The following is a 23777-nucleotide window of genomic DNA, read 5'->3' as shown; positions in this document are numbered from 1 at the left end:
CGGGTGGGTGGCGTTGTAACCGGGTGAACGACCGAGCGTCGGCGGCGCGCCCTGCGAGCGGGGTGGCATCCGCCAGCCCGGGAATCATCCCGGCCGGCTGGTCGTTGAACACGGTTCCGACGACGTGAACCCCCGCCGCTTTCTGGTGGCGTGTTGAACCGCCGGGAATGATGGCGGGTGGCGGGTCGTTGAACAGTGTTCCGGCGCCGCGACGAGGCACCCCCCTGCCCTCGCGAGCAGCCGGATCCCCCGAAGACTTTTTTGAGCGCCTGACGGTGCCCACGCATCCCCGTCCCCCGCGGGGTGTGTCGACCCCCGAATGGAGCACTTCTGATGAACACGATTCTGCGTAAGAGCATTCTGGGTGTTGCTGGTCTGGCTTTCACCGGTGGCGTGTTCGCCGGTCCGGTGGCCGCGCACGCGGCGGAGACCACGCACGTGGCGAAGCCGGTCAGTGTGAGCGTTCAGGGTGACAAGCTGATCCCGCACGGTGTGCAGGGTGAGCAGTCGCGTATCGACCTGAACGACGAGCAGACCGCCAATGTGAAGGCGATCATTGCGGCGACGAAGAAGGCCGGTATGGACGAGCGTGCCGCTGTCGTGTCGATCGCCACGGCGTTGCAGGAGTCGAAGCTGGAGAACCTCGGCCACCTCGGCGACCGTAACGACCACGACTCGCAGGGCCTGTTCCAGCAGCGCCCCTCCAGCGGTTGGGGCACGGTGGAGCAGATCACCGACCCCGAGTACTCCACGACGGCGTTCCTGAAGGGTCTGAAGCAGGTCGACGGCTGGCAGGACATGCCGCTGACCAAGGCCGCCCAGACCGTCCAGGTGTCGGCCTACCCGGACCACTACGCCCAGTGGGAGCAGCAGGCCGCCGACCTCGTCGCCCAGCACTGGAACAGCTAAGACAACAAGTAAGACCAAGCTGAAGGCCGGCACCCCGAACCAACGGGGTGCCGGCCTTCTCACGTCTCCGCGACCAACTCGACCTCGTACCCCTGCCCGTCGGTGAGGTAGGCGGCGTAGCTGTCCGGGCCACCCGCGTGTGGGTGCCGGTCCGGGAACAGCAGCGTCCAGCCGTACTCTCCGGCGGCAGCGACCAGGCGTTCGACGGCGGCCGGCGGGCCGGCGTGGAAGGCCAGGTGGTTCAGGCCGGGCGCACGCCTGTCGTGGGCGCGGCCGGTGAGCGCCGGTGACGCCTCCAGCACGACGTATGTGGCGCCGAGCCGCCAGGAGTGGCCGGCGGGCCAGTCCTGGTACGGCGTCCAGCCCAGTTCGCCGAGAAGCCAGCCCCAGGAACGACTGGCCGCGGCCAGGTCGGGTACCCACACCTCCACGTGATGGAGGCCGCCGATGGTCAGCGCTTCCCGCCCGGCACCCATAGCACGTCGCCGTCCGGATTTGCCGTTCTTGACAGGATAAAGAGCAAATCGGAGAGCCGGTTGAGATACTTTGCCGGGAGGGGACTGGTCCGATCGGGGTCGTGTGCGACCAGCGCCCATGCCGCACGCTCGGCGCGCCGGGCGGTCGTCCGTGCCACGTGCAGCAGTGCCGCGCCCGCGGTGCCGCCGGGGAGGATGAAGGAGTCGAGCTTGCTCAGGCGCGCGTTGTACTCGTCGCACCACCCCTCGAGGCGCTCGACGTACTCCTCGGTCACCCGCAGCGGCGGGTACTTCGGATCCGGCTCCACAGGCGTCGCCAGGTCCGCGCCGACGTCGAACATGTCGTTCTGCACGGATTCCAGCACGGCCCGCAGCTCGTCCGGGAGCTGCCCCAGGGCGAGCGCGACGCCGATCGAGGCGTTGCACTCGTCCACGTCCGCGTACGCGGCGATGCGCGGATCGGTCTTCGGCACCTGCTCGTTGTTGCTCAGCCTGGTCATGCCGGCGTCGCCGGCCTTGGTGTAGATGCGCGTGAGGTGGACGGCCATGACGCACAGCCTACGGATACCGGACCTGACCATCCCGGCCCGGCCGAGCCCGGTGGGGCCGGGGGACGCGGGAGATCCGGCGGTCAACGACGTCGACGTCATCCGGGTACGCGGTGACGCCCGGCTCGCCGGCACCGTGCACGTGGTGGGTGCGAAGAACTCCGCGCTGAAGCTGATGGCCGCCGCGCTGCTCGCGCCCGGCCGCAGCCTGATCACCAACGTGCCCCGGATCACCGACATCGCGATCATGGGCGAGGTGCTGCGGCGGCTCGGTTGCGGCGTACGTTTCGGGCCGGACGACCCGGTCGACCCGATGGTGGCCCACGGCGGTGTGGAGCGGTCCCGGTCGGTGCTCATCGACGTGCCGGAACGGCCGGGCGCGGAGGCCGACTACGACCTGGTGCGGCGGCTGCGCGCGTCGATCTGCGTACTCGGCCCGCTGCTGGCCCGCCGGGGGTACGTCCGGGTGGCCCACCCGGGCGGCGACGCCATCGGCTCGCGCGGTCTGGACATGCACATCGCCGGGCTGGCCCGGATGGGCGCGGAGATCTCCGGTGAGCACGGCTTCGTCATCGCCGAGGCGCCGGGCGGGCTGCACGGTGCCGACATCGTGCTGGACTTCCCGAGCGTGGGCGCGACCGAGAACCTGGTCATGGCGGCGGTGCTGGCCCGGGGCGCGACGACGATCGACAACGCGGCCCGGGAGCCGGAGATCGTCGACATCTGCACGATGCTGAACCGGATGGGCGCGCGGATCGAGGGGGCCGGCACGTCGACGCTGCACATCGTCGGCGTACCCGAGCTGCGGCCGGTCCGGCACGCCACGGTGGGGGACCGGATCGTGGCCGGCACGTGGGCGTTCGCCGCCGCGATGACCCGCGGCGACGTGACGGTGACCGGCCTGGACCCGGCGTACCTGGAGGTCGCGCTGGACAAGCTGGTCGCGGCCGGCGGCCTGGTGGAGACGCGAGGCGACGCCTTCCGGGTACGCATGGACGACCGCCCGAGGGCGGTCGACGTGGTCACGCTGCCCTACCCGGGCTTCGCCACCGACCTGCTGCCGATGGCGATCGGGCTGGCGGCGGTCAGCGAGGGCGGCTCGCTGATCACCGAGAACATCTTCGACGGCCGGTTCATGTTCGCCAACGAGATGATGCGGCTGGGCGCGGAGATCCGTACCGACGGTCACCACGCCCTGGTGTGCGGCCGGGAGCGGCTGTCCGGCGCCCCGGTACGCGCGACCGACATCCGGGCCGGTGCCGGCCTGATCATCGCCGGGCTCTGCGCCGACGGCCTCACCGAGGTCTCGCACGTGCACCACGTCGACAGGGGCTATCCGGACTTCGTGGCCGACCTGCGGGCGCTCGGCGTCGAGGTGGAGCGCGGCACCGCGCCGGAGGAGCCGGACCTGGCCATCTGACGGCCGGGGCTTATCCCTCGTTAAGTAGGGTTCTCCCAGACGTTGCAGAACACGGCGAGGGAGAAGCAGATGGCGGGTCGACTCGCGGTCGTCGGTGCCGGGCTGATGGGCTCGGGCATCGCCCAGGTGGCGGCGCAGGCGGGCTGGCAGGTGACGCTGCGCGACATCGACGACGCGGCCACGAAGCGCGGTGTGGACGGCATCCGGAAGTCGCTGACGAAGTTCGCCGAGAAGGGCAAGATCGAGGCGTCCGACGTCGAGGCGACGCTGGGCCGGATCACCCCGACCACCGACCTGGAGGCCGCCGCCGACGCGGACATCGTGGTCGAGGCGGTCTTCGAGAAGATCGAGATCAAGCACGAGGTGTTCCGCGCGCTCGACAAGATCTGCAAGGCGGACGCGGTGCTCGCCACCAACACGTCGGCCATCCCGGTGACCCAGATCGCCACCGCCACCGAGCGCCCGGAGTCGGTCGTCGGCACGCACTTCTTCTCGCCGGTGCCGATGATGAAGCTCTGCGAGCTGGTACGCGGCTACAAGACCAGCGACGCGACCATGGACACGGTCAAGTCGTTCGCCGAGGAGATCGGCAAGACCGTCGTGGTGGTCAACCGGGACATCGCCGGCTTCGTCACCACCCGGCTGATCTGCGCGCTGGCGATGGAGGCGGTCAAGCTCGTCGAGTCCGGCGTGATCTCCGCCGAGGACCTGGACACCGCCTGCAAGCTGGGCTTCGGCCACGCCATGGGCCCGCTCGCGACGGTCGACCTGACCGGCGTGGACGTGCTGCTCAACGCCACCCGCAACATCTACACCGACACCGCCGACGAGAAGTTCTTCCCGCCGGAGCTGCTCCAGCGCATGGCCACCGCCGGCGACCTGGGCCGCAAGACCGGCCAGGGCTTCTACTCGTACTGACCGGCCCGTCCCGCCCCCGGCCCGCGCGGCCGGGGGCGGTTCACGTGCGGTGCCGGTTCACGTCCGGGGCGGGTTGAGCGCGGCGCCGATCAGCGCGAACGCGTCCGGGATGACTGTGCCCCAGTAGCCGAAGTTGTGCCGCCCGTCGGCCCAGGCGGCGCGTACCGGCTCCTCGGGCAGCGCCCGGGCCAGCGCGCGGACGTCCTTCAGGAAATTGTCCTGCCGACCGCACCAGAGCCCGACCGGGGTGCCGCGCAGCCTCTCCACGCCGGTGAAGACCGCGTCGCCGGCGCTGACCGCGGGGGAGAAGGCCGCGGCCATCCGCAGCCACTTCGGGTACGTCTCGGCGAGCAGCAACGCGCCGAAGCCGCCCATCGACCAGCCCCACACGGCCAGCCGGCTGCTGTCGAACCCGCGCCGGGCGCACCAGGTGGGCACCTCCTCGCGCACCATCCGCTGCGGGTCGTCGTCACCGGCGGCGCGCCAGGACAGCCGCCCGCCGGTGGCGCCCGCGAGCGCGAACGGTGGGGTGCCGCGGCGTACCGCGTCGGTGAGGAAGCGGGCCAGCCCGAACCGGCCGTAGTCGCGCGGGGTGGCCGATGCGCCGTGCAGCACCAGGCAGACGGGCAGGCCGCGGCCGTCGCCGTACCCCTCGGGCACGGCCGTCCAGAAGTCCACCTCGCGGCCGCGCGCGCCGGACGCGATGCGGATGAGCCGTTCGTCGCCGGCCGGCGCGTCCGGCAGGGCCGGTGCCGGTCCCGGGCGAGGGCCGGAGAGCTGCCGGGCGGCGAGGCCGCCGACCACCGCGGCGCCGGCCACGCCGGCGGCGGCGCCGAGCAGGGTACGCCGGGTCAGCGTCGATGCCATGCCGGCGAGTGTGCCACCGCGAGGCGCGTGTTAAGAAGGGGCCCTTCCTCTACCGCAGGCGTTAAGAGGGGGCCCTTCCTTACACCTCAGCCGTCGCGCTTGGTGGTCCAGCGGAACGTGGTCAGGCAGAGCACCAGGCCGATGACGCACCACGCGCCCAGCACCAGGGCGACGGTGCCCAGCTCGAACGAGCCGCCCGGCTCCCGGGCGCCGAAGCTGTCCGGCAGGAAGACCGAGCGCAGCCCCTGGCACATCCACTTGAGCGGGAAGATCGCCGCGACCTGCTGCATCCAGGTGGGCAGGCTGGTGAAGACGAAGAACACGCCGGAGATGAACTGGAGCACCAGCGCGACCGGGGTGACCACGGCCGAGCCGCTGCGGGCGGTGCGGGCCAGCGACGAGATGGCGATGCCGCACAGCGTGCAGGCGGTGACGCCGAGGACGGCGACCCAGGCGAACGTCAGCCACTTGCCGGTGGTCTGCGGCAGTTGCAGGTCGAACATCGCCACCGAGACGGCGAGCAGCAGCGCGGTCTCGGCGATGCCGATGACCACCACCATGATCACCTTGCCGGCGAACCAGACCCATTTCGGCATCGGCGTGCCGCGGTAGCGCTTGAGCACGCCCCGGTCCCGCTCGATCGGGATCCAGATGCCGAGGTTCTGGAAGCTCACGGTCATCAGGCCGGTCGCGATCATGCCGGTGATGAAGTACTGGGTGTAGCTGACCCCGGGCGCGATCTCGTCGCTGAAGATCGCCGCGAAGATCAGGATCATGATGATCGGGAAGCCCATCGTGAACACGACGGACTCCCGGCTGCGCAGGAACTGGGTGATCTCCAGCCGCCCCTGACGCAGCGCCAGCGCGCCCGCCCCGGACCGCCGGGCGGAGGTGGCGGCGACCGGAGCCGCCGGCTTCGTCGTGGTGGTCATGAGTGTCCGATCATCCGCAGGTAGACGTCTTCCAGGGTCGGCCGGGTCACGGTGAGGCCGGGCACCTCGCCGCCGAAGCGCGCGGCCAGGTCGGCCACCAGCGCCGTCGGCGTCGCGGTCTCCGCCGAGGCCGGCGTCCCGTCGGGGGTACGCCAGGAGACCGTCGCGAGCGACTCCTGCCGGTTGCCCAGCGCGTTCGGCGGGGCGACCTCGATCACCCGTCCGGCGGCGATCACGCCGACCCGGTCGGCGAGCGCCTCGGCCTCGTCCAGGTAGTGGGTGGTGAGCACGATCGTGGTGCCCGCGGCGGACAGATCCCGGATCAGCTCCCAGAACTCGCGCCGGGCCTCCGGGTCGAAGCCGGTGGTCGGCTCGTCGAGGAAGAGCAGCTCGGGGCGGCCGATGATGCCCAGCGCCACGTCGAGGCGGCGCTTCTGCCCGCCGGAGAGCGTGTGCGTACGCGCCTTGGCCTTGGCCCCCAGCCCGACCCGCTCGACCACCTTGTCCGGGTCGTCGGCGTCGGGGTAGAAGCCGGAGAAGTGGCGGACCACCTCGCCGACTGTGAGTTCGTCGAACTCGCCGGTGCCCTGGAGCACGATGCCGACGCGGGAGCGCCAGCCGGCGTCGGGGTGGGCGGGGTCGGCGCCGAGGACGCGTACCTCGCCGGCGTCGCGCTGCCGGTAGCCCTCCAGGATCTCGACCGTGGTGGTCTTGCCGGCGCCGTTGGGGCCGAGCAGAGCGAACACCTCGCCCCGGCGGACGTCCAGGTCCACCGACGCGACCGCGACGTTGTCGCCGTACGCCTTGCGCAGCCCTCGCACGGAAATCGCGAGCTCGTTCTCCATGACGTCAAGTGTGCGTCGTGCGGTCGCCCGTTCCACTGCCGGGTCAGCTATATACGCGAGGTATACACTCGGTGTAGTATCCGGTCATGACGGTTCCCCTGACCCTGCTCGGGCTGCTCGAACGCGAACCGAGCCACGGCTACGACCTCAAGCGCGACTACGACACCTTCTTCGGGCGCGGCAAGCCGCTGCCGTACGGGCAGGTCTACTCGACGCTGAGCCGGCTGGCCCGCGACGGCAAGGTGGTGGTCGGGGACGTCGCTCCCGGCGCCGGGCCGGACCGCAAGCGCTACGTCATCACCGACCGGGGCGCCACCGAGGTCGAGCACTGGCTGACCGAGCCGGTCGAGCCGGAACCGCACCTCCAGACCCTGTTGTTCACCAAGGTCGTGCTCGCGCTGATGCTCGACCGCCCGGCCGAGGAGTACCTGGACACCCAGCGCTCCGCCCACCTGCGCCGGATGCGCGAACTCACCGAGATCAAACGCAGCGGCGAACTCGTCGACGTGATGCTCGCCGACCACGGCCTCTACCACCTGGAGGCGGACCTGCGGTGGATCGAGACGACAGGCGCCCGGCTGGACGCCCTGAGAAAGGCGGTTCGGCCATGAGCCCGATGATCGAGGCCCGGGACGTCACGTACGCGTTCGGCGAGACACCCGCCCTGCGCGGCGCGAGCCTCGCCGTGTCGGCCGGTGAGGTCGTCGCCGTGATGGGACCGAGCGGCTCCGGCAAGTCGACGCTGCTGCACTGCCTGGCCGGCATCCTGCGCCCCGACTCCGGCGAGGTCCGGTTCGACGGCACCCGGATCGACACCCTCGGCGAGGCCGACCGCAGCACGCTGCGCCGCGACAGCTTCGGCTTCGTCTTCCAGTTCGGGCAACTCGTGCCGGAACTCACCGCGGCGGAGAACGTGGCGTTGCCACTGCTGCTGCGCGGCGTCCGCCGCACTCCGGCGCTGCGCGCCGCCCGGGGCTGGTTCGAGCGGCTCGGCCTGGCCGGCCTGGAGCACCGCCGGTCCGGCGAACTGTCCGGCGGGCAGGCCCAGCGGGTCGCGCTGGCCCGCGGTCTGGTCGCCGAGCCCCGTCTGCTGTTCGCCGACGAGCCCACCGGCGCGCTCGACTCGCTCACCGGCGAGGAGGTGATGACGCTGCTCGTGGACGCCGCCCGCGAGCGTGGCACCACTGTCGTCCTGGTGACGCACGAGGCGCGCATCGCCGCGTACGCCGACCGCGAGGTCATGGTGCGCGACGGCCGGGTCAACGCCCCCGCCGGGGTCGTCTCGTGATCGGGCTCGCGCTCCGGCTCGCCGTCGCCGGTGGGCGGGAGGCGCTGGTCCGGCTGGTCGCCATCGCCGCCGCCGTCGCTGTGGGCACCGGGCTGCTGCTCACCACGCTCGCCGGTGTGCACGCCGCCGACGCCCAGCTCACCCGGTACGCGTCGATGTACCCGCAGGAGACGGCCGACGGGGCCGCCGACCCGCTGCTGTGGTCCACCCGGACCGACTACTTCCGGGGCGACCAGATCATCCGGGTCGACGTCGCCGCGACCGGCCCGGACGCGCCCACGCCGGTCGGTGTTCCCCGAGCCCCGGGGCCCGGCGAGTTCTACGCCTCCCCGGCGTTGCGGAAGCTGCTGGCGACCGTCCCCGCCGACCAGCTCGCCGACCGCTATCCGGGCCGGGACCTCGGCGCCGTCGGGCCGGCGGCGCTCACCTCGCCGGACACCCTGCTCGTCCTGGTCGGCGGCACTCCGGAGCAGGTGGGCGGGCTCGACCAGGTCCGGAAGGTCACCCGGCTCGACGGCAACAGCGCTCCGCTGCCCGGGGCCGCGGTCGACCTCATCCTCGGCGTGGTGGCGGGCGGCCTGCTGTTCCCCGTACTCGTCTTCATCGGCACGGCGACCCGGCTCGGCGCCGCCCGCCGGGAGCAGCGGTTCGCTGCCATGCGGCTGGTCGGTGCCACGCCCCGGCAGATCTCGGCCATCGCGGCCGTCGAGGCCGCGCTCGCGGCGGCGGCCGGCGCGGCGGTCGGCTTCGCGGTGTTCTTCGCGCTCCGCGGGCAGCTCGCCGGCATCCCGTTCACCGGCATGCCGTTCTTCCCGGAGGACATGGCCGTCGGGGCGCCGGAGGCCCTCGTGGTGGCGCTGGGCGTGCCGGCGGGCGCGGCGGCTGCGGCCTGGATCGCGCTGCGCCGGGTCCGGATCTCCCCGCTCGGCGTCACCCGCCGGGTCACGCCCCGGCCGCCCCGTGTGTACCGGCTGATCCCGCTCGCGCTCGGCCTGGCCGGGCTGGGCTTCGCCCTGGTGTACCGGCCGCCCACCTCGGACGGTCAGACCGCGCTGTTCCTGCCCGCGCTGCTGTTGGTCATGGTCGGGCTGATCGCGGCCGGGCCGTGGCTGACCATGGTCGGCGCCCGGGCGATGGCCGCTCGCGCCGGCCGGCCCGCCGCGCTCATCGCCGCGCGCCGGCTCGCCGACAATCCGGCCGCCGGGTTCCGCGCGGTGGGCGGGGTGATGCTCGCGCTGTTCGTCACGACGGTGGCGGTCGGGGTGATGGGGACGATCACGTACGAGCGCGGTCCCGCACCCCGGGGTTCCCTGGAGGCCGGCCGGCTGTCGATGGTGCTGACGGACGACCCGCCGGTACCCGGCACGCTGCCGGCCGACCTGGCGGCGATTCCCGGCGTCCGCAACCCGGTGCTCGTGCGGGAGAACCCGGTACGCGAGAACGGCCGCGACTTCGGCGTGATCGCCTGCGCGGACATCCCGCCCGCCTACGGACGGTGCGCTCCGGGGGCGAGCGTCGCCGAGGTGCCGCCGGACCTGATCCCCTGGCGGGGGTCCGCCTCGGCCGACCGGATCTGGCCGTCGTCCCCGGTGGACCCGGCGGCCCTCGCGGGGCTCCCGGCGGGCTCGGTGGCGGTCGAGGCGGCGGACCCGGTCGCTGTGGAGCGGGCCCGGACGGTCCTCGAAGCGGCGTTCCCCGCCTTCTTCGTGGCGCCGAACGTGCCAGGCGACTTCGAGGCCGACTTCGCCGACACCATGCGGGGCTGGCAGCGGCTGGCCGACATCGTCGTGGTGGCCGGTCTCGTGCTCGCCGGATGCAGCGTGGCCGTCGCAGTGGCGGCCGGCCTCAGTGAACGGAAGCGGCCGTTCAGCCTGCTCCGGCTCAGCGGCGCCCCGGTACGGCTGCTGCGCCGGGTGGTAGCAGTGGAGAGCGTGGTGCCGCTGCTGACCGTCGCCGTGGTCGCGGTCGGGATGGGACTGGTCGCCGCGCAGTTGTTCCTGCGCGCGCAGATGCAGTACGACCTGCGCCTGCCGGGGATCGGGTTCGCCGCGGTGACGGCCCTCGGCGTCCTGGGCTGCCTCGCGGTCGTCGCCGCCACCCTGCCGCTGCTGGAACGGATCACCGGCCCGGAGACCGCCCGCAGCGAATGACCCGTACGGTGGGCCGGCCGCCCGCCGGCCCACCGGTGCGGGCATCGGGTTGTGTGGTTTTCCACACTCCCTTTTACTGAACGGTAACTTAAACTCCGGCCATGGACGACGCGATGCCGGGACGGCTGCCCGAGCGGGACCGCCCGTGGGTGATGCGCACGTACGCCGGGCACTCCTCCGCCGCGGCCACCAACGCGCTCTTCCGCCGCAACCTGGCGAAGGGGCAGACCGGCCTGTCGGTCGCCTTCGACCTGCCCACCCAGACCGGGTACGACCCGGACCACGAGCTGGCCGCCGGCGAGGTGGGCCGGGTCGGCGTGCCGGTGGCGCACCTGGGTGACATGCGGGCGCTGTTCGAGGGCATCCCGCTGGCCGAGATGAACACCTCGATGACCATCAACGCCCCGGCGATGTGGCTGCTCGGCCTCTACGGCACCGTCGCCGCCGAGCAGGGCGCGGAGCTGAGCCGCTGCGCCGGCACCACGCAGAACGACATCATCAAGGAGTACCTGTCCCGGGGGACGTACATCTTCCCGCCGGCGGCCTCGCTGCGGCTGACCGCCGACGTGATCGCGTACACGCTGCGCGAGATGCCCCGGTGGAACCCGGTGAACATCTGCTCGTACCACCTCCAGGAGGCCGGCGCGACGCCGGTGCAGGAGGTCGGCTTCGCGCTGGCCACCGCCGTCGCCGTGCTGGACACCGTGCGCGACTCCGGTCAGGTGCCGCCCGAGCGGATGGGCGACGTCGTCCAGCGGATCTCGTTCTTCGTCAACGCCGGGGTGCGCTTCGTCGAGGAGATCGCCAAGATGCGCGCGTTCGGCGCGCTCTGGGACGAGATCACCCGCGACCGCTACGGCGTGGAGAACCCGAAGCAGCGCCGGTTCCGCTACGGCGTCCAGGTCAACTCGCTGGGCCTGACCGAGGCGCAGCCGGAGAACAACATCCAGCGGATCGTGCTGGAGATGCTCGGCGTCACGCTGTCCCGCGACGCCCGTGCCCGCGCGGTGCAGCTGCCCGCCTGGAACGAGGCGCTGGGCCTGCCCCGCCCGTGGGACCAGCAGTGGTCGCTGCGCATGCAGCAGGTGCTGGCGTACGAGTCGGACCTGCTGGAGTATCCGGACCTGTTCGCCGGCTCACACGTGATGACCGCGCTGGTCGACGAGATCGTCTCCGGTGCCCGGGTCGAGCTGGAGAAGGTGCTGGAGATGGGCGGCGTGGTCACGGCCGTCGAGTCCGGCTACCTCAAGAGCGCGCTGGTGGCCTCGCTCGCCGACCGGCGCCGCCGGATGGAGTCCGGCTCGGACGTGGTGGTCGGCGTCAACCGGTTCACCGAGACCGAGCCGTCGCCGCTCACAGCGGCCGGCGCGGAGGCGATCGAGCAGGTGGACCCGGCCGTCGAGGAGGCGGCCACCGACGGCGTACGCCGGTGGCGGGCCGACCGGGACGCGGCGGCGGTCGAGGCGGCGCTGGACCGGCTGCGCGCCGATGCCGGCACCACGGCGAACCTGATGCCGGCGACGCTCGGATGTGTCAGGGCCGGTGTCACCACCGGCGAGTGGGCGGGCGCGCTGCGCCGGGTGTACGGCGAGTACCGCGCGCCGACCGGCCTGGCCGGGGCGGTCGGGACAGCCGGTGACGCGACCCTCGCCGGGGTGCGGGAGCGGGTCGTCGCGACCGCCCGGGAGCTGGGCAGCGGGCGGCTGCGGCTGCTGGTCGGCAAGCCGGGGCTGGACGGGCACTCCAACGGCGCGGAGCAGATCGCGGTACGCGCCCGCGACGCCGGCTTCGAGGTGGTCTACCAGGGCATCCGCCTGACCGCCGGGCAGATCGTGGCGGCGGCGGTGGAGGAGGACGTCGACCTGGTCGGCCTCTCCGTGCTCTCCGGCTCGCACCTGGCCGCAGTGCCGGCGGTGCTGGACGGGCTGCGCGCGGCCGGGCGGGGCGACCTGCCGGTGGTGGTGGGCGGGATCATCCCGGCCGCCGACGCCGAGGCGCTGCGGGCAGCCGGGGTGGCCCGGGTGTTCACGCCGAAGGACTTCGCGCTCACCGGCATCATCGACGATCTGGTCACAGTGATCCGCGAGGCGAACACCCTGTCGTGAAAGGAAGGGCCCCTTATTAACGCCTCCGGTAGGCAAGGGGCCCCTTCTTAACAACCGCCTTAACAACCGCGCGCGAAAGCGGCGCCCGCAAGCAGGCGCCGCGTCCGCGCGGGCGGGTCAGCGGCTCTCGTAGGTCATGCAGTCGGCCATGTCCATGTCGGGGCCGACGGTGATGGCCGGGGCGTGACACTCCAGGTCGGCGTTGTGCCGGCAGTCGGCGCGCGAGCACGCGCCCACCTGCGCGACCAACTGGTCGAGGCCGCCGCGCACCGGCATCTCCACGAACGTGTGGCAGTGCGCGTGGTCGCTGCTGCCGATCGTGATGGCGAACGCGTGGCAGTCGTTCGTGTGGTTGTAGGCGCAGGACCGGACGGCGCACTCCTGGACCCGGGGCATCTCCAACGACGCGGTCATCTCCCGTACCTCCTTGGGTGTCTTGACCCGATTTTAGGGGTTTCGGGAGTCGGTGCGGGTCAGACCCGGAAGCCGGCCGCGCGGGCCGCGGCGCGCTCGCGGCGCCGCTCCCGGCGGCGGCGGAACAGCCACGGTACGAAGAACACCAGGGCGACCAGGAACACCAGCACCAGCACCGGCAGCAGCAGCGCCACCACCGACATGACGACGCTCGTCGCGTCCTCGGCGGTGCTGGCCACCGGCGCGCCCACGCCTGCCGTGGTCGCGTTGATGACCGGCCGGGCGGCGGCCTTGAGCAGGTGCACGCCGAGTGCGATCAGCACGCCGACCACCACCGGCACCCACTGATGGGTGGAGAAGAACGTGTCCGGGTCGCTCACTGTGACCGTCTCCGAGCCGGCGCCCGCGCCGAACGCGAGCCCGCCCGCGGTCGGCCGGACCACCGTCTGCACCACGTCGTTGACGTGGTCGACCACTGGCACCTTGTCGGCCACCACCTCGACCGCGAGCAGCACGGCGAGGATCAGCACCACCCAGCCGTTGCCGAGCCACTGCCAGCCGCTCGGCAGCTCGACCAGATCGGTGTAGCGGGACAGCAGCCCCATCAGCAGCAGCGGGATGTAGGCGTTCAGGCCCGCCGAGGCGGCCAGGCCGGAACCGGTGAGGACTTCGAGCACGATCTCAATATGGCACCGGTACGCCAGTGGCGCTCGTCGGCGTCCGCGGGGGCCTCGGCTACCCTCGGCGGGTGCGGTTGGTGATTGCGAAGTGCTCGGTGGACTATGTCGGACGGCTCTCGGCCCACCTGCCCCCGGCTACCCGGTTGCTCATGGTGAAGGCGGACGGGTCGGTGTCGATCCATGCGGACGACCGGGCCTACAAGCCGTTGAACTGGATGAGCCCGCCCTGCCGGCTGGAGGAGGCGCCCGGCGTCTGGCGGGTGGTGAACAAGGCCGGCGAGGAGCTGCGCATCACGCTGGAGGAGATCTTCCAGGACACCTCGTACGAGCTGGGCGTGGACCCGGGCCTGCGCAAGGACGGCGTCGAGGCGCACCTCCAGGAGCTGCTCGCCGCGAACCCGGCGACGCTGGGGGAGGGGTACACGCTGGTCCGGCGCGAGTACATGACCGCGATCGGGCCGGTCGACCTGCTCTGCCGGGACGCGGTCGGCGGCGCGGTGGCGGTGGAGGTGAAGCGGCGCGGCGAGATCGACGGCGTGGAGCAGCTCACCCGCTACCTGGAGCTGATGAACCGCGATCCGCTGCTCGCGCCGGTGGCCGGCGTGTTCGCCGCGCAGGAGATCAAGCCGCAGGCGCGGGTGCTCGCCACCGACCGGGGGATCCGGTGCGTGGTGGTCGACTACGACAAGCTGCGCGGCATCGAGCGCGACGAGCTGACGCTGTTCTGAGGCGCCGCCTCAGCGGCCCCGGCCGTACATCAGCTTGGCGATCTTGACCAGGCGGGCGACGTCGGCCGGGGTGCGCTCGAACGTCATCGCCGGCAGCAGCGACCGGGCCCGGCGGCGGGTGACCGACTTGGGCCGGCCGAACTCGCGCAGCCCCTCCTCGCCGTGGATGCGGCCGAAGCCGGATTCGCCGGTGCCGCCGAACGGCAGCGTCGACATGCCGGCGAACGTCAGTGCCGAGTTGACCGAGGCCATCCCGGAGCGCAGCCGCCGCGCCACCGCCACCGCCCGCGCCCGGCCGAAGACCGAACCCCCGAGCCCGTACGGCAGCGCGTTGGCCCGCTCGACCGCCTCGTCCACGTCGCGGACGCGGTTGACCACGAGCGTCGGGCCGAACGTCTCCTCCTGCACGGCGGCCGAGTCCTCCGGCACGTCGACGAGCACCGTCGGGTGCACGTACGGCGGCTGGACCGCCTCCGGGCCGCCGAGCACGGCCCGGCCGCCCCGGCTGAGCGCGTCGTCGATGTGCCGGCGGATGATGTCGATCTGCGACGGCATGGTGATCGGGCCGAGGTCGGACCCGTCGGCGCCCACAGTGAGCCGCCCGGCCTTCGCCACCACCTTCTCCACGAAGGTGTCGAAGACCTGGTCGACCGCGTAGACCCGCTCGATGCCGATGCACGTCTGGCCGGCGTTGGTGAGCCCGCCCCACACGCACGCCTCCGCCGCGGCGTCCAGGTCGGCGTCCGTGTCCACGATCATCGCGTCCTTGCCGCCGGCCTCCAGCAGCACCGGCGTGAGCGACTCGGCGCAGGCGGCCATCACCCGCTTCGCGGTGGCGGTCGAGCCGGTGAACGCGACCTTGCCGACCCCGGCGCGGCACAGCGCGGCACCGACCGCGCCGAACCCGTGCACCGCCTGGAACACCGGCTGCTCCGGCACCACCTCGGCGAACCGGTCGACCAGCCACTGACCGACCGCCGGGGTGTACTCGCTCGGCTTGAACACCACGGCGTTGCCGGCCGCGAGCGCGTACGCGGCGGAGCCGATCGGCGTGAAGACCGGGTAGTTCCACGGGCCGATGACGCCGACCACGCCGTACGGCTGGTATTCGAGGTGACCGGTGAACTCGGCGAGGATCAGGCGGGAGCGGACCCGGCGCGGCCCGAGCACCCGCTGAGCGTTGCGGGCCGCCCAGTCGATGTGCTCCAGCGCGGTGAGGATCTCCACCACGGCGTCACCGACCGGCTTGCCGCCCTCGGTGTGCATCAGGTCGGCCAGCTCCTCGATCCGCCGGGCGAGCACGCCGCGCCAGCGCTGGAGGCGGTCCCGCCGGCCGGCGAAGCCGAGCCCGGCCCACCAGTCGCCGGCCGCCCGGGCGCGGTCGACAGCGGCGCGCACGTCCGCCTCGTCGGCCAGCGGGAATCTGCCTGCCTCGGCGCCGGTGGCCGGGCTGGTCGAGACCAATAGACCCTCGGAGATGAGCGGGGCGCCCGGCACGTGTACAGCGGTCATGGCCGAAGTCTAGACCCGAGGATTACTCGCCGGTAGGTGTCGAACGCGCCGTACGCTGCGCCGACGATCAGCCGTCGCATCGACGGAAGTGCCGTCCGAAACGGCGAACGGGAGATGACCGGCCGGGGTCGCGGGGGTGACCGCGCGGTGGTGCAAGCCACTACGGTGAGGTGGCAGGCTGACGCCGCGGGGCGATGTGGGGTGGAGGTCGACTGTCCATGGAGGAGCATCCTGAGCTGATGCCGTTGCTGACGGTGTCGGGCGGGGCGATGCGGGGGCTCACGTTCCGGGTCGGCCAGGACGCGCAGGTGATCGGCCGTGCGCCGACCGCCGACATCGTGCTCGCCGACCCGCACCTGAGCCGGCGGCACGCCACCGTCCGGGCCACCCCGGAGGGGGTGATGCTCACCGACCTCGGCTCGACCAACGGGACCTGGCTCAACGACACCCGGGTCACCGGCAGCGTGGCGATCGCCGACGGCGACGTGGTCCGGCTGGGCCGCACCGACCTGCGCCTCTACGACCCGGGCGTGGCCCGGACCGACCCGGTCGGGATGAGCTTCGGCGCGCTGCGCCGCGACCAGCGTCCCACCCTGCCGCTGCCCGTCCCCGGGCCGCGCCAGCCGATCGAGGCGCGCGAGGCGCAGCCGGCCGACGTCAGCTAGACCTCCGGGCATCCGCCGGGCCCTCGGGGCCGCTGACGGGTTGGGCTCCCAGGCCCGGTCGATCATGAAGTTGGCGGCGTTCTGCGTCCGATATGTCGCCGTCAACCTCATGATCGACGCGGTGAGGGGGCGGGGTGGTCCGGCGCCCACCTCTCGGCGGGCCGGTGTGTCGGTGGGGCACATGGACCGGGGGCCGGTGCCCGTGCCAGCATGCGCGGATGCGCAGCGCACGGCTCACCGTCCAGGCCAACGGCATCACCCAGGCGGTCCGCGTGGCCGGTCCACCGGACGGCGTACCGGTGCTGCTGGTGCACGGCAACGTCTCCTCCTCCGCGTTCTGGGAACCGCTGCTCGCCCGGCTGCCGGAGACGCTGCGGGTGGTCGCCCCCGACCTGCGCGGCTACGGCGAGACCGACACCGCGCCTGTCGACGCCACCCGAGGGCTCGACGACTTCGCCGACGACGTGGCCGCGCTGCTGGACGCCCCGAGGCTGTTCGCGCCCGGCGCCCGGCCGGTGGTGGCCGGGCACTCGCTGGGCGGCGGCGTGGCGATGCGGCTGCTCGTCGGCCACCCCGACCGGGTGGCCGCGCTGCTGCTGGAGGCGCCGGTGTCCCCGTACGGCTTCGGCGGCACCCGGGACCTCGACGGCACCCCCACCACGCCCGACTTCGCCGGCACCGGCGCCGGTGGCGCGAACCCCGACTTCGTGGCCCGGCTCGCCGCCGGTGACCGGAGCGCGGACGGCCCGACCAGCCCGCGGGCGGTGCTGCGCGCCGCGTACGTGGCCGACCCGGCGTCACTCGGCGACGACGAGGACCTGCTGCTGGAGAGCATGCTGACCACCGCCACCGGCGACGACAACTACCCGGGCACGGCCGTCGCCTCGGCGCACTGGCCGGGGACCGCCGCCGGGCCGCGCGGCGTCCTCAACGCGCTGGCCCCGGCCCACTTCCGGCTCGCCGACGAGTTGGTCGCCGTGCCGGTCAAGCCGCCGGTGACCTGGGTACGCGGGGACGCCGACGTGATCGTCTCGGACACCTCGCTGTTCGACCTGGCGTACCTCGGCCGGCTCGGCGTGGTGCCCGGCTGGCCGGGTGAGGCGGAGTGCCCGCCGCAGCCGATGGTGGGGCAGACCCGCGCGGTGCTGGACCGGTACGCGGCGGCCGGCGGGACGTACCGCGAGGTGGTGCTGCCCGGCTGCGGGCACAGCCCGCACCTGGAGCGGCCGGCGGAGTTCGTCGCCGAACTGCTGGCGCTGGCCGGGGAGAACGCCACCGGGTGAGGCGCGGTGCGTGAAATATCCCACGGCGTCTCGACAACACAGCGTCACGTGGCAGACTCCGGCGCATAACCTTAGCGGCCGTTCATGTCGCGGACGGCGGAGTCGAGCCAGGGGAGGCCGGTCGTGGCGCGGGAGTTCACCAGGGTGGGCGTGGTGGGTCTGGGCACCATGGGTGCCGGCATCGTGGAGGTGTTCGCCCGCAACGGCGTCGACGTCACAGCCGTCGAGATCTCCGACGCGGCGCTGGAACGCGGCCGGGCCACGCTCACCGGCTCCACCGACCGGGCGGTCGCCAAGGGCAAGCTCGCCGAGGCCGAGCGGGACGCCCTGCTCGCGCGGGTCGACTTCCGGGTCGGGCTGGACGCGCTGCACGACGTGGACCTGGTGATCGAGGCGGTGCCCGAGCACCTGGACCTCAAGCAGCGGATCTTCGCCGAGCTGGACCGGGTCTGCAAGCCCGAGGCGATCCTGGCCACCAACACGTCCTCGCTGAGCGTCACCGAGATCTCCGTCGCCACCACCCGGCCCAACCAGGTCATCGGTATCCACTTCTTCAACCCGGCCCCGGTGATGAAGCTGGTCGAGGTGGTCCGCACGGTGGTCACCTCCGCCGACGTGGTCGCCGACGTGGAGGCGCTCTGCGAGCGGCTCGGCAAGGTCGACGTGACGATCAGCGACCGGGCCGGCTTCATCGCCAACGCGCTGCTGTTCGGCTACCTGAACCACGCGGTCGGCATGTTCGAGGCCCGCTACGCCACCCGCGAGGACATCGACGCCGCCATGAAGCTCGGCTGCGGTCTGCCGATGGGCCCGCTGGCGCTGATGGACCTGATCGGCCTGGACACCGCGTACGAGATCCTCGACACCATGTACCGGCGCGGCGGCCGGGACCGGCGGCACGCCCCCGCCCCGCTGCTCAAGCAGATGGTCACCGCCGGGCTGCTGGGCCGCAAGTCCGGCCGCGGCTTCTACACCTACGAGCGGCCCGGCTCGCCGAAGGTCGTACCCGACGAGTACACGCCGCTCGCCGCGGACGCCGCGCTCGCCGACGGCGCCCGCGCCATCGCGAAGGTCGGCGTGGTCGGCTCCGGCACCATGGCCACCGGCATCATCGAGGTGTTCGCCAAGGCCGGGTACGAGGTCATCTCGGTGACCCGGGGCGCGGAGAAGTCCGCGAAGGTCTGCGAGGCGGTCAAGACCTCGCTGAACAAGGGCGTGGTACGCGGCAAGCTCAGCGAGACCGACCGGGACGACGCGCTGGGCCGGATCACCTGGTCCGCGACGCTGGAGCACCTGGCCGACGTCGACCTGGTGGTCGAGGCCGTGATCGAGGAGCTGAGCGTCAAGAAGGCGCTGTTCGCCAGCCTCGATGAGATCTGCAAGCCGGGCGTCGTGCTCGCCACCACCACCTCGTCGCTGCCGGTGATCGACGTGGCGATGGCGACCCAGCGCCCCGCCGACGTGGTCGGCCTGCACTTCTTCAACCCGGCGCCGATCATGCCGCTGGTGGAGATCGTGCAGACCATCCGCACCTCCACCGAGACGTCGGCCACCGCCCGCGCGGTCTGCGCGAAGCTCGGCAAGACCGGCGTGGTCTGCGGCGACCGGTCCGGCTTCATCGTCAACGCGCTGCTGTTCCCGTACCTGAACGACGCGGTGAAGATGCTGGAGGCCAGCTACTCGACCGCCGACGACATCGACTACGCGATGAAGCTGGGCTGCGGCTACCCGATGGGTCCGTTCGAGCTGCTCGACGTGGTCGGCCTGGACGTCTCGCTGGCCATCCAGCGGGAGCTGTACCTGGAGCTGCGCGAGCCCGGCTTCGCCCCGGCCCCGCTGCTGGAGCACCTGGTCACGGCCGGCTACCTGGGCCGCAAGTCCGGCCGGGGCTTCCGCGACCACACCCGGCGCTGATCCCGGTCAACGCCCGGCGGCGGTGACGGCGTCTTCCTGGTGTGACATTCGAGGAGTACGTCGGCAGCCGCGGCCCAGCGCTGTTGCGCCTGGCCCGGCTGCTCACCGGCGACACACACCGGGCCGAGGACCTGACGCAGGACGTGCTGGCCCGCGCGTACGTGCACTGGCGGAGGATCGCCCGGGCCGACCGGCCCGACGTGTACGTGCGCCGGATGCTCGTCAACGCGAACACGTCCTGGTGGCGGCGGCGGTCCAACCGCGAGCTGGCGGTGGACACGTTCGCCGACCGGCCCCAGCGCGGCGACCTCGGTGGCGAGGCGGCGGACCGGGACGAGATGTGGGGGCTGATCCGCGCCCTCCCGGACCGCCAGCGCGCCGTGCTGGTGCTGCGCTACTACGAGGATCTCGACGACGCCACGATCGCCCAGATCCTCGACTGCTCCCCGGTCACCGTCCGCACCCACGCGATGCGGGCGCTCGCCCACCTCCGGGAGCGCTGCGGCGTCCCGATGACCAAGGGGAGCCGGCCGTGACCGACCTCGACCAGCGGATCGCCTCGGTGCTGCGGGAGCAGGCCGAAGGAGACGTGGACATCGACCGGCTGACCGCCGGGGCCGTGACGGGTGGCCGTCGTCGGCTACGCCGTCGCCGGGCCGTGCTCGGTGGCGGTCTCGCCCTGGTCGCGCTGCTCGGCGGCCTCGCCGTCGTCCCGGCCCTGCCGGGCCTGGACCGGCCGTTCACCGGCCCGGCTGCCCCGGCCATCCCGGCCGAGGCGGCGCCACCGCTGATGCCGGCCGCGCCGGGAGCGGCGGCCGCGCCGGAGGTCGTCGGCACCGATGCCGGAGTGCTGCACTTCGGCGTCGACACCACCAAGGTCCGCTACCTGCGCTGGGAGGTGGCGCAGGGCCTGGAGAGCGCCCAGCTGGACGTCGGCGGCGGGCGAGAGGTCACCGTCGAGCTGGCGCGCTCGTCGCGGACGCTACGGGAGTCCGGCGCCGAGGGGGTGCCCTTCAAGATCAGTATGTTCGCCGAGGAAGCGGCGTTCGACGGCCGGACCAGCAGCACGACCGTCGACGGGCTGCCGATCCAGGTCCGGCAGTGGAAGCCGGCCCCCGGCCTGTACGCGCGGGCCAGCGTGTGGGCGCCGCAGGACACGGCGCTGACCGTCGCGGTGGAGGCGTTGCGGCTGACCGAGGCGCGCCGCTGCGGTGCGCCCGTCCGCCTCACGACCGTGCCGGACGGCGCCCGGGTTGCCGGCTGCCGGGTCGACGTGACCGGCTTCCCGCGGCTGGTGACCGCCCGGTTCGGCATCGTCGGCACCTCCACCCGGACGATGAGCGTCTCCTACCAGTACGCGGCCGAGATCTCGCCCCGCACGGTGGACGGCAACATGACGATCGCCGGGCGGCCCGCCCACCTCTACCCGGAACAGGGCCGGGTCGAGCTGCTGGGCGTGCCGAAGTCGCGCCTGCTCGCCGATTACGGCTGGCCGGAGCAGGGGTTCGACAAACTCGACGCGGCGCTCGTGCTGGGTGGCGTGCAGGTGGCGCCTGACCCGACCCGTCCGGAGACCTGGGACTGAGCGGCCGCCCGTCGGCCGGACCGCCCGACCCGGGCCGGTCCGGCCGGCGGACCGTACGCTTGGTGACCGTGAGCCCTCGTCGCAACCGCCCTCGCCGGGAGGAGAACCCCGGCCTGGACGCCGAGCGTGCCCGCCACGGCGTGCCGACCGTGCAGCAGTGGCGCGACGGCGACTGGCAGGTACGCGCGATCAGCGGCGGGGCATCAGTCAAGACGTACCGCTGTCCCGGCTGTGACCAGGAGATCCGTCCCGGCGTGGCACATCTGGTGGCCTGGCCGGCCGACGACCGGGGTGACCTGACCGACCGCCGGCACTGGCACTCCGGCTGCTGGCGGGCCCGGGACCGGCGCGGGCCGAACCTCCAGCGCGGCCGGGGCGCCCCGCGCTACGGCTGAGCGATCTGGATCACCCGGTTCCCGTCCCGCTGGGCGGCGGGGCCGCCGACGCGGGAGACTGGCAGGCGTGAGCACTCCGATTCGCGCGTCGTCGATCCTGCCCGGTCACCGGGAGGACATCGAGCTGCACACCGCCGACGGGCTGACGCTCGTCGGCGAGCTGGCCCGGCCGCTGGACCGCGAACCGGCCGCCACGCTCGTCTGCCTGCACCCGCTGCCCACCCACGGCGGGATGATGGACAGCCACGTGTTCCGCAAGGCGGCCTGGCGGCTGCCCGCGCTGGCCGGCCTCGCAGTGCTCCGGTTCAACACCCGGGGGACCAGCAGCGTCCGCGGCACCAGCGAGGGAACGTTCGACGGCGCGGTCGGCGAGAAGTTCGACGTGGCCGCCGCGATCGAGTACGCCGAGTTCCACGAGCTGCCGAACATCTGGCTGGTCGGGTGGTCGTTCGGCACCGACCTGGCGCTGAAGTACGGCTGCGACCCGGCGGTGGCCGGCGCGATCCTGCTCTCCCCGCCGCTGCGCTACTCCGCGCCGGAGGACCTGGGGGTCTGGGCCGAGACGGGTAAGCCGCTCACCGCGCTGGTCCCCGAGTTCGACGACTACCTGCGCCCGGAGGAGGCCCGGGAGCGGTTCACCGCCGTGCCGCAGGCCGAGGTGGTGGGCGTGGACGGCGCCAAGCACCTCTGGGTCGGCGACGCGGAGAAGGTGCTGGACGAGATCGTCCGGCGGGTCGCCCCCGGCGTACCGCTGCCGCTGCCGACCACCTGGGACGGCCCGATGGAGACCGGCGACGTCAGCGCGTACGCCGACCGCACCGTCGCCGCGTTCGCGGACACCCCGGTTCCCGGCCCGGCCCAGCGGCGCGCCGAGTAACCGCTCAGCGGGCGTCCTGGCGGGGTAGCACCACCTCGCGCAGGATCAGCTGCAACGCGGCCACGGTGGGGATCGCGATGAGCGCGCCCACCACGCCCAGCAGCGCCACCCCGAGCAGCGCGGCGAGCAACGCCGCCACCTCGTTGACCGACACCGCCCGGCGCATGATCTTCGGGTAGATCAGATAGTTCTCCACCTGCTGGTAGAGCACGAAGAACACCAGGCAGGCGATGCCCACCGGCAGGTCCGTGGCGAGCCCGACGAGCGTCACCACCACCGCGCCGAGCGTCGCGCCGATCTGCGGGATCAGGTCGGTCACCGCGACCACCACGGCGAGGGCGAACGGGTACGGCAGGCCGACCGCCAGCGCGAACACGAACGTCGTCACCCCGGCCAGCACCGCGATGGCGAGCGCGCCGACCATGTACGCGCCGACCCGGGTGAGGATCTCGTCGCCGATCAGCCGGACCCGCTGCCGGCGCGAGCGCGGCACCATCGCGTACCCGAGTTCGCGCAGCTTGTCGAAGTACGCCAGGAAGTAGATCGTCAGCACCAGCACCGTGAGCAGGCGGAAGATCGTCCCGAAGATCAGTTGTGCCCCGCCGAGCACGCCGCCGAGCGCCCGCCCGATCGTGTCCGCGTTCGCCGCCGCCTGGACCCGCTCCATCACGTCGTACCGGATCACCAGGTCGTTGACAGTGGGATTGCGGCGCAGCTCCTCGACGTAGCCGGGTAGCTGCTGGAGGAACTGGCCGGACTGGGTCACCACCGGCGGCACCAGCGCCAGCAGGCCGGCGACGATCAGCAGCACCACGGTGAGCGTCACCACCGCCACCGCCAGCCCGCGCGGCAGGCCCCACTTGCGCAGCCGGACCACCGCCGGGTGCAGGCCGACCGCGAGGAACAGCGCGATCACCACGAGCACCAGGATGCCGGCGGCGTTGCGGATGCCCAGGAACAACGCGTACGCGAGCAGCACGCCGAGCGCGCCGGTGAACCCGACCAGGAAGGCGCTGCGCCGCAGCGGCCGCCCCGGTACGCCGAAGCGCCCGCTCGGCTCGAACTCACCCGGCTCGACGTCGACGGGCCGCTCGCCGCTCATGCCGGTGCCGGTCCGCGCGTGCTCCGCGGTGCGCGTGGTCTCACTCGCGGTGCCCGTGGTGCCGCTTGCGGGCCTCGCGTCGCCGGTGGGGGAGCCGGAGGTGTTCACGTCCGCGGCCTCGTCGTCCCGGGCGGCGGAACCCTCCTGTGACACCCGTGCCTCCC

At 72.8% G+C, this 23777-nt stretch carries 24 protein-coding genes; 15 read left to right on the top strand and 9 right to left on the bottom strand.

The genetic code is table 11. The features are described 5' to 3' along the window. Window positions 1-333: 333 nt before the first annotated feature. Window positions 334-909 (top strand): hypothetical protein, encoded by a 576-nt coding sequence (locus ABD52_RS24515; protein ID WP_013475362.1) that lies wholly within the window; start codon window positions 334-336, stop codon window positions 907-909. 59 nt (window positions 910-968) lie between these two features. On the opposite strand, the gene ABD52_RS24510 is transcribed toward ABD52_RS24515, so the two are convergent. After that, the gene (locus ABD52_RS24510) at window positions 969-1385 is read right to left on the bottom strand and encodes a VOC family protein (protein ID WP_047893387.1); all 417 of its coding nucleotides are present in this window, start codon (window positions 1383-1385) and stop codon (window positions 969-971) included. Beyond that, window positions 1361-1933 (bottom strand): cob(I)yrinic acid a,c-diamide adenosyltransferase, encoded by a 573-nt coding sequence (locus ABD52_RS24505; protein WP_047893386.1) that lies wholly within the window; start codon window positions 1931-1933, stop codon window positions 1361-1363. Before ABD52_RS24505 ends, ABD52_RS24510 begins: the two co-directional genes overlap by 25 nt. Between ABD52_RS24505 and murA the strand changes: the two genes are divergently transcribed. Both murA and ABD52_RS24495 read left to right on the top strand, forming a co-directional pair. Beyond that, window positions 1932-3353 (top strand): UDP-N-acetylglucosamine 1-carboxyvinyltransferase, encoded by a 1422-nt coding sequence (murA, locus tag ABD52_RS24500; protein ID WP_030271442.1) that lies wholly within the window; start codon window positions 1932-1934, stop codon window positions 3351-3353. The two genes, ABD52_RS24505 and murA, sit on opposite strands and share 2 nt — an antisense overlap. Before the next feature lie 69 nt (window positions 3354-3422). Then, window positions 3423-4271, top strand: a complete 849-nt coding sequence (locus ABD52_RS24495) for a 3-hydroxyacyl-CoA dehydrogenase family protein (RefSeq protein WP_013475365.1) — start codon at window positions 3423-3425, stop codon at window positions 4269-4271. A gap of 57 nt (window positions 4272-4328) precedes the next feature. Here the strand turns inward: ABD52_RS24495 and ABD52_RS24490 are convergent, their stop codons facing one another. From ABD52_RS24490 to ABD52_RS24480, 3 genes are all read right to left on the bottom strand, one after another. Continuing rightward, complete coding sequence (locus ABD52_RS24490; RefSeq protein ID WP_047893385.1) at window positions 4329-5138, bottom strand: alpha/beta hydrolase family protein; 810 nt, start codon at window positions 5136-5138, stop codon at window positions 4329-4331. A gap of 86 nt (window positions 5139-5224) precedes the next feature. Continuing rightward, entirely contained in the window at window positions 5225-6070 is an 846-nt protein-coding gene (locus ABD52_RS24485; RefSeq protein ID WP_013288243.1) for an ABC transporter permease, read from the bottom strand. Continuing rightward, window positions 6067-6915 carry an ABC transporter ATP-binding protein gene (locus tag ABD52_RS24480; protein ID WP_013288242.1) on the bottom strand — a complete coding sequence of 283 codons (849 nt, stop codon included), beginning with the start codon at window positions 6913-6915 and terminating at the stop codon, window positions 6067-6069. Before ABD52_RS24480 ends, ABD52_RS24485 begins: the two co-directional genes overlap by 4 nt. A gap of 86 nt (window positions 6916-7001) precedes the next feature. On the opposite strand from ABD52_RS24480, the gene ABD52_RS24475 reads away from it, so the two are divergent. From ABD52_RS24475 to ABD52_RS24460, 4 genes are all read left to right on the top strand, one after another. Beyond that, complete coding sequence (locus tag ABD52_RS24475; protein ID WP_047893384.1) at window positions 7002-7526, top strand: PadR family transcriptional regulator; 525 nt, start codon at window positions 7002-7004, stop codon at window positions 7524-7526. Beyond that, entirely contained in the window at window positions 7523-8203 is a 681-nt protein-coding gene (locus ABD52_RS24470; protein WP_013288240.1) for an ABC transporter ATP-binding protein, read from the top strand. Before ABD52_RS24475 ends, ABD52_RS24470 begins: the two co-directional genes overlap by 4 nt. Further along, a complete protein-coding gene (locus ABD52_RS24465) occupies window positions 8200-10353 on the top strand; it encodes an FtsX-like permease family protein (protein WP_047893383.1) in 2154 nt (717 codons plus the stop codon). The genes ABD52_RS24470 and ABD52_RS24465 overlap by 4 nt, the downstream gene beginning before the upstream one ends. 101 nt (window positions 10354-10454) lie before the next feature. Next, window positions 10455-12458, top strand: coding sequence for a protein meaA (locus tag ABD52_RS24460; protein WP_047893382.1), 2004 nt, complete (start codon window positions 10455-10457; stop codon window positions 12456-12458). Between the two features lie 117 nt (window positions 12459-12575). Here ABD52_RS24460 and ABD52_RS24455 read toward each other — a convergent pair whose 3' ends face one another. Together ABD52_RS24455 and ABD52_RS24450 are read right to left on the bottom strand one after the other, a co-directional pair. Then, a complete protein-coding gene (locus ABD52_RS24455) occupies window positions 12576-12872 on the bottom strand; it encodes a DUF1540 domain-containing protein (RefSeq protein ID WP_013288237.1) in 297 nt (98 codons plus the stop codon). Window positions 12873-12931: 59 nt separating this feature from the next. Further along, complete coding sequence (locus ABD52_RS24450; RefSeq protein WP_013288236.1) at window positions 12932-13549, bottom strand: DUF4126 domain-containing protein; 618 nt, start codon at window positions 13547-13549, stop codon at window positions 12932-12934. Between the two features lie 71 nt (window positions 13550-13620). Between ABD52_RS24450 and nucS the strand changes: the two genes are divergently transcribed. Continuing rightward, window positions 13621-14280 carry an endonuclease NucS gene (gene nucS, locus ABD52_RS24445; protein WP_030271426.1) on the top strand — a complete coding sequence of 220 codons (660 nt, stop codon included), beginning with the start codon at window positions 13621-13623 and terminating at the stop codon, window positions 14278-14280. Window positions 14281-14289: 9 nt separating this feature from the next. On the opposite strand, the gene ABD52_RS24440 is transcribed toward nucS, so the two are convergent. Then, window positions 14290-15792, bottom strand: coding sequence for an aldehyde dehydrogenase family protein (locus ABD52_RS24440; protein WP_047893381.1), 1503 nt, complete (start codon window positions 15790-15792; stop codon window positions 14290-14292). A 218-nt stretch (window positions 15793-16010) separates the two neighbouring features. On the opposite strand from ABD52_RS24440, the gene ABD52_RS24435 reads away from it, so the two are divergent. From ABD52_RS24435 to ABD52_RS24405, 7 genes are all read left to right on the top strand, one after another. After that, complete coding sequence (locus tag ABD52_RS24435; protein WP_013288233.1) at window positions 16011-16457, top strand: FHA domain-containing protein; 447 nt, start codon at window positions 16011-16013, stop codon at window positions 16455-16457. A 218-nt stretch (window positions 16458-16675) separates the two neighbouring features. Then, entirely contained in the window at window positions 16676-17740 is a 1065-nt protein-coding gene (locus tag ABD52_RS24430; protein ID WP_047893380.1) for an alpha/beta fold hydrolase, read from the top strand. Window positions 17741-17863: 123 nt separating this feature from the next. Next, a complete protein-coding gene (locus ABD52_RS24425) occupies window positions 17864-19654 on the top strand; it encodes a 3-hydroxyacyl-CoA dehydrogenase family protein (RefSeq protein WP_047893379.1) in 1791 nt (596 codons plus the stop codon). A gap of 41 nt (window positions 19655-19695) precedes the next feature. Next, window positions 19696-20190: a SigE family RNA polymerase sigma factor gene (locus tag ABD52_RS24420; protein WP_013288230.1), complete on the top strand. Its 495-nt coding sequence runs from the start codon at window positions 19696-19698 to the stop codon at window positions 20188-20190. Then, window positions 20187-21239 carry a hypothetical protein gene (locus ABD52_RS24415; RefSeq protein WP_047893378.1) on the top strand — a complete coding sequence of 351 codons (1053 nt, stop codon included), beginning with the start codon at window positions 20187-20189 and terminating at the stop codon, window positions 21237-21239. Before ABD52_RS24420 ends, ABD52_RS24415 begins: the two co-directional genes overlap by 4 nt. A gap of 62 nt (window positions 21240-21301) precedes the next feature. Next, entirely contained in the window at window positions 21302-21634 is a 333-nt protein-coding gene (locus ABD52_RS24410) for a hypothetical protein (protein ID WP_013288228.1), read from the top strand. Between the two features lie 67 nt (window positions 21635-21701). Continuing rightward, entirely contained in the window at window positions 21702-22511 is an 810-nt protein-coding gene (locus tag ABD52_RS24405) for an alpha/beta hydrolase (protein ID WP_047893377.1), read from the top strand. Between the two features lie 4 nt (window positions 22512-22515). On the opposite strand, the gene ABD52_RS24400 is transcribed toward ABD52_RS24405, so the two are convergent. Further along, window positions 22516-23613, bottom strand: coding sequence for an AI-2E family transporter (locus tag ABD52_RS24400; protein ID WP_174361816.1), 1098 nt, complete (start codon window positions 23611-23613; stop codon window positions 22516-22518). Window positions 23614-23777 lie beyond the last annotated feature (164 nt).

Source organism: Micromonospora sp. RV43 (assembly GCF_001029515.1).
Lineage (GTDB): Bacteria > Actinomycetota > Actinomycetes > Mycobacteriales > Micromonosporaceae > Micromonospora > Micromonospora aurantiaca.
The sequence above is the reverse complement of the archived record's forward strand: the minus strand, read 5'-3'. Positions and strand labels throughout refer to the sequence as shown.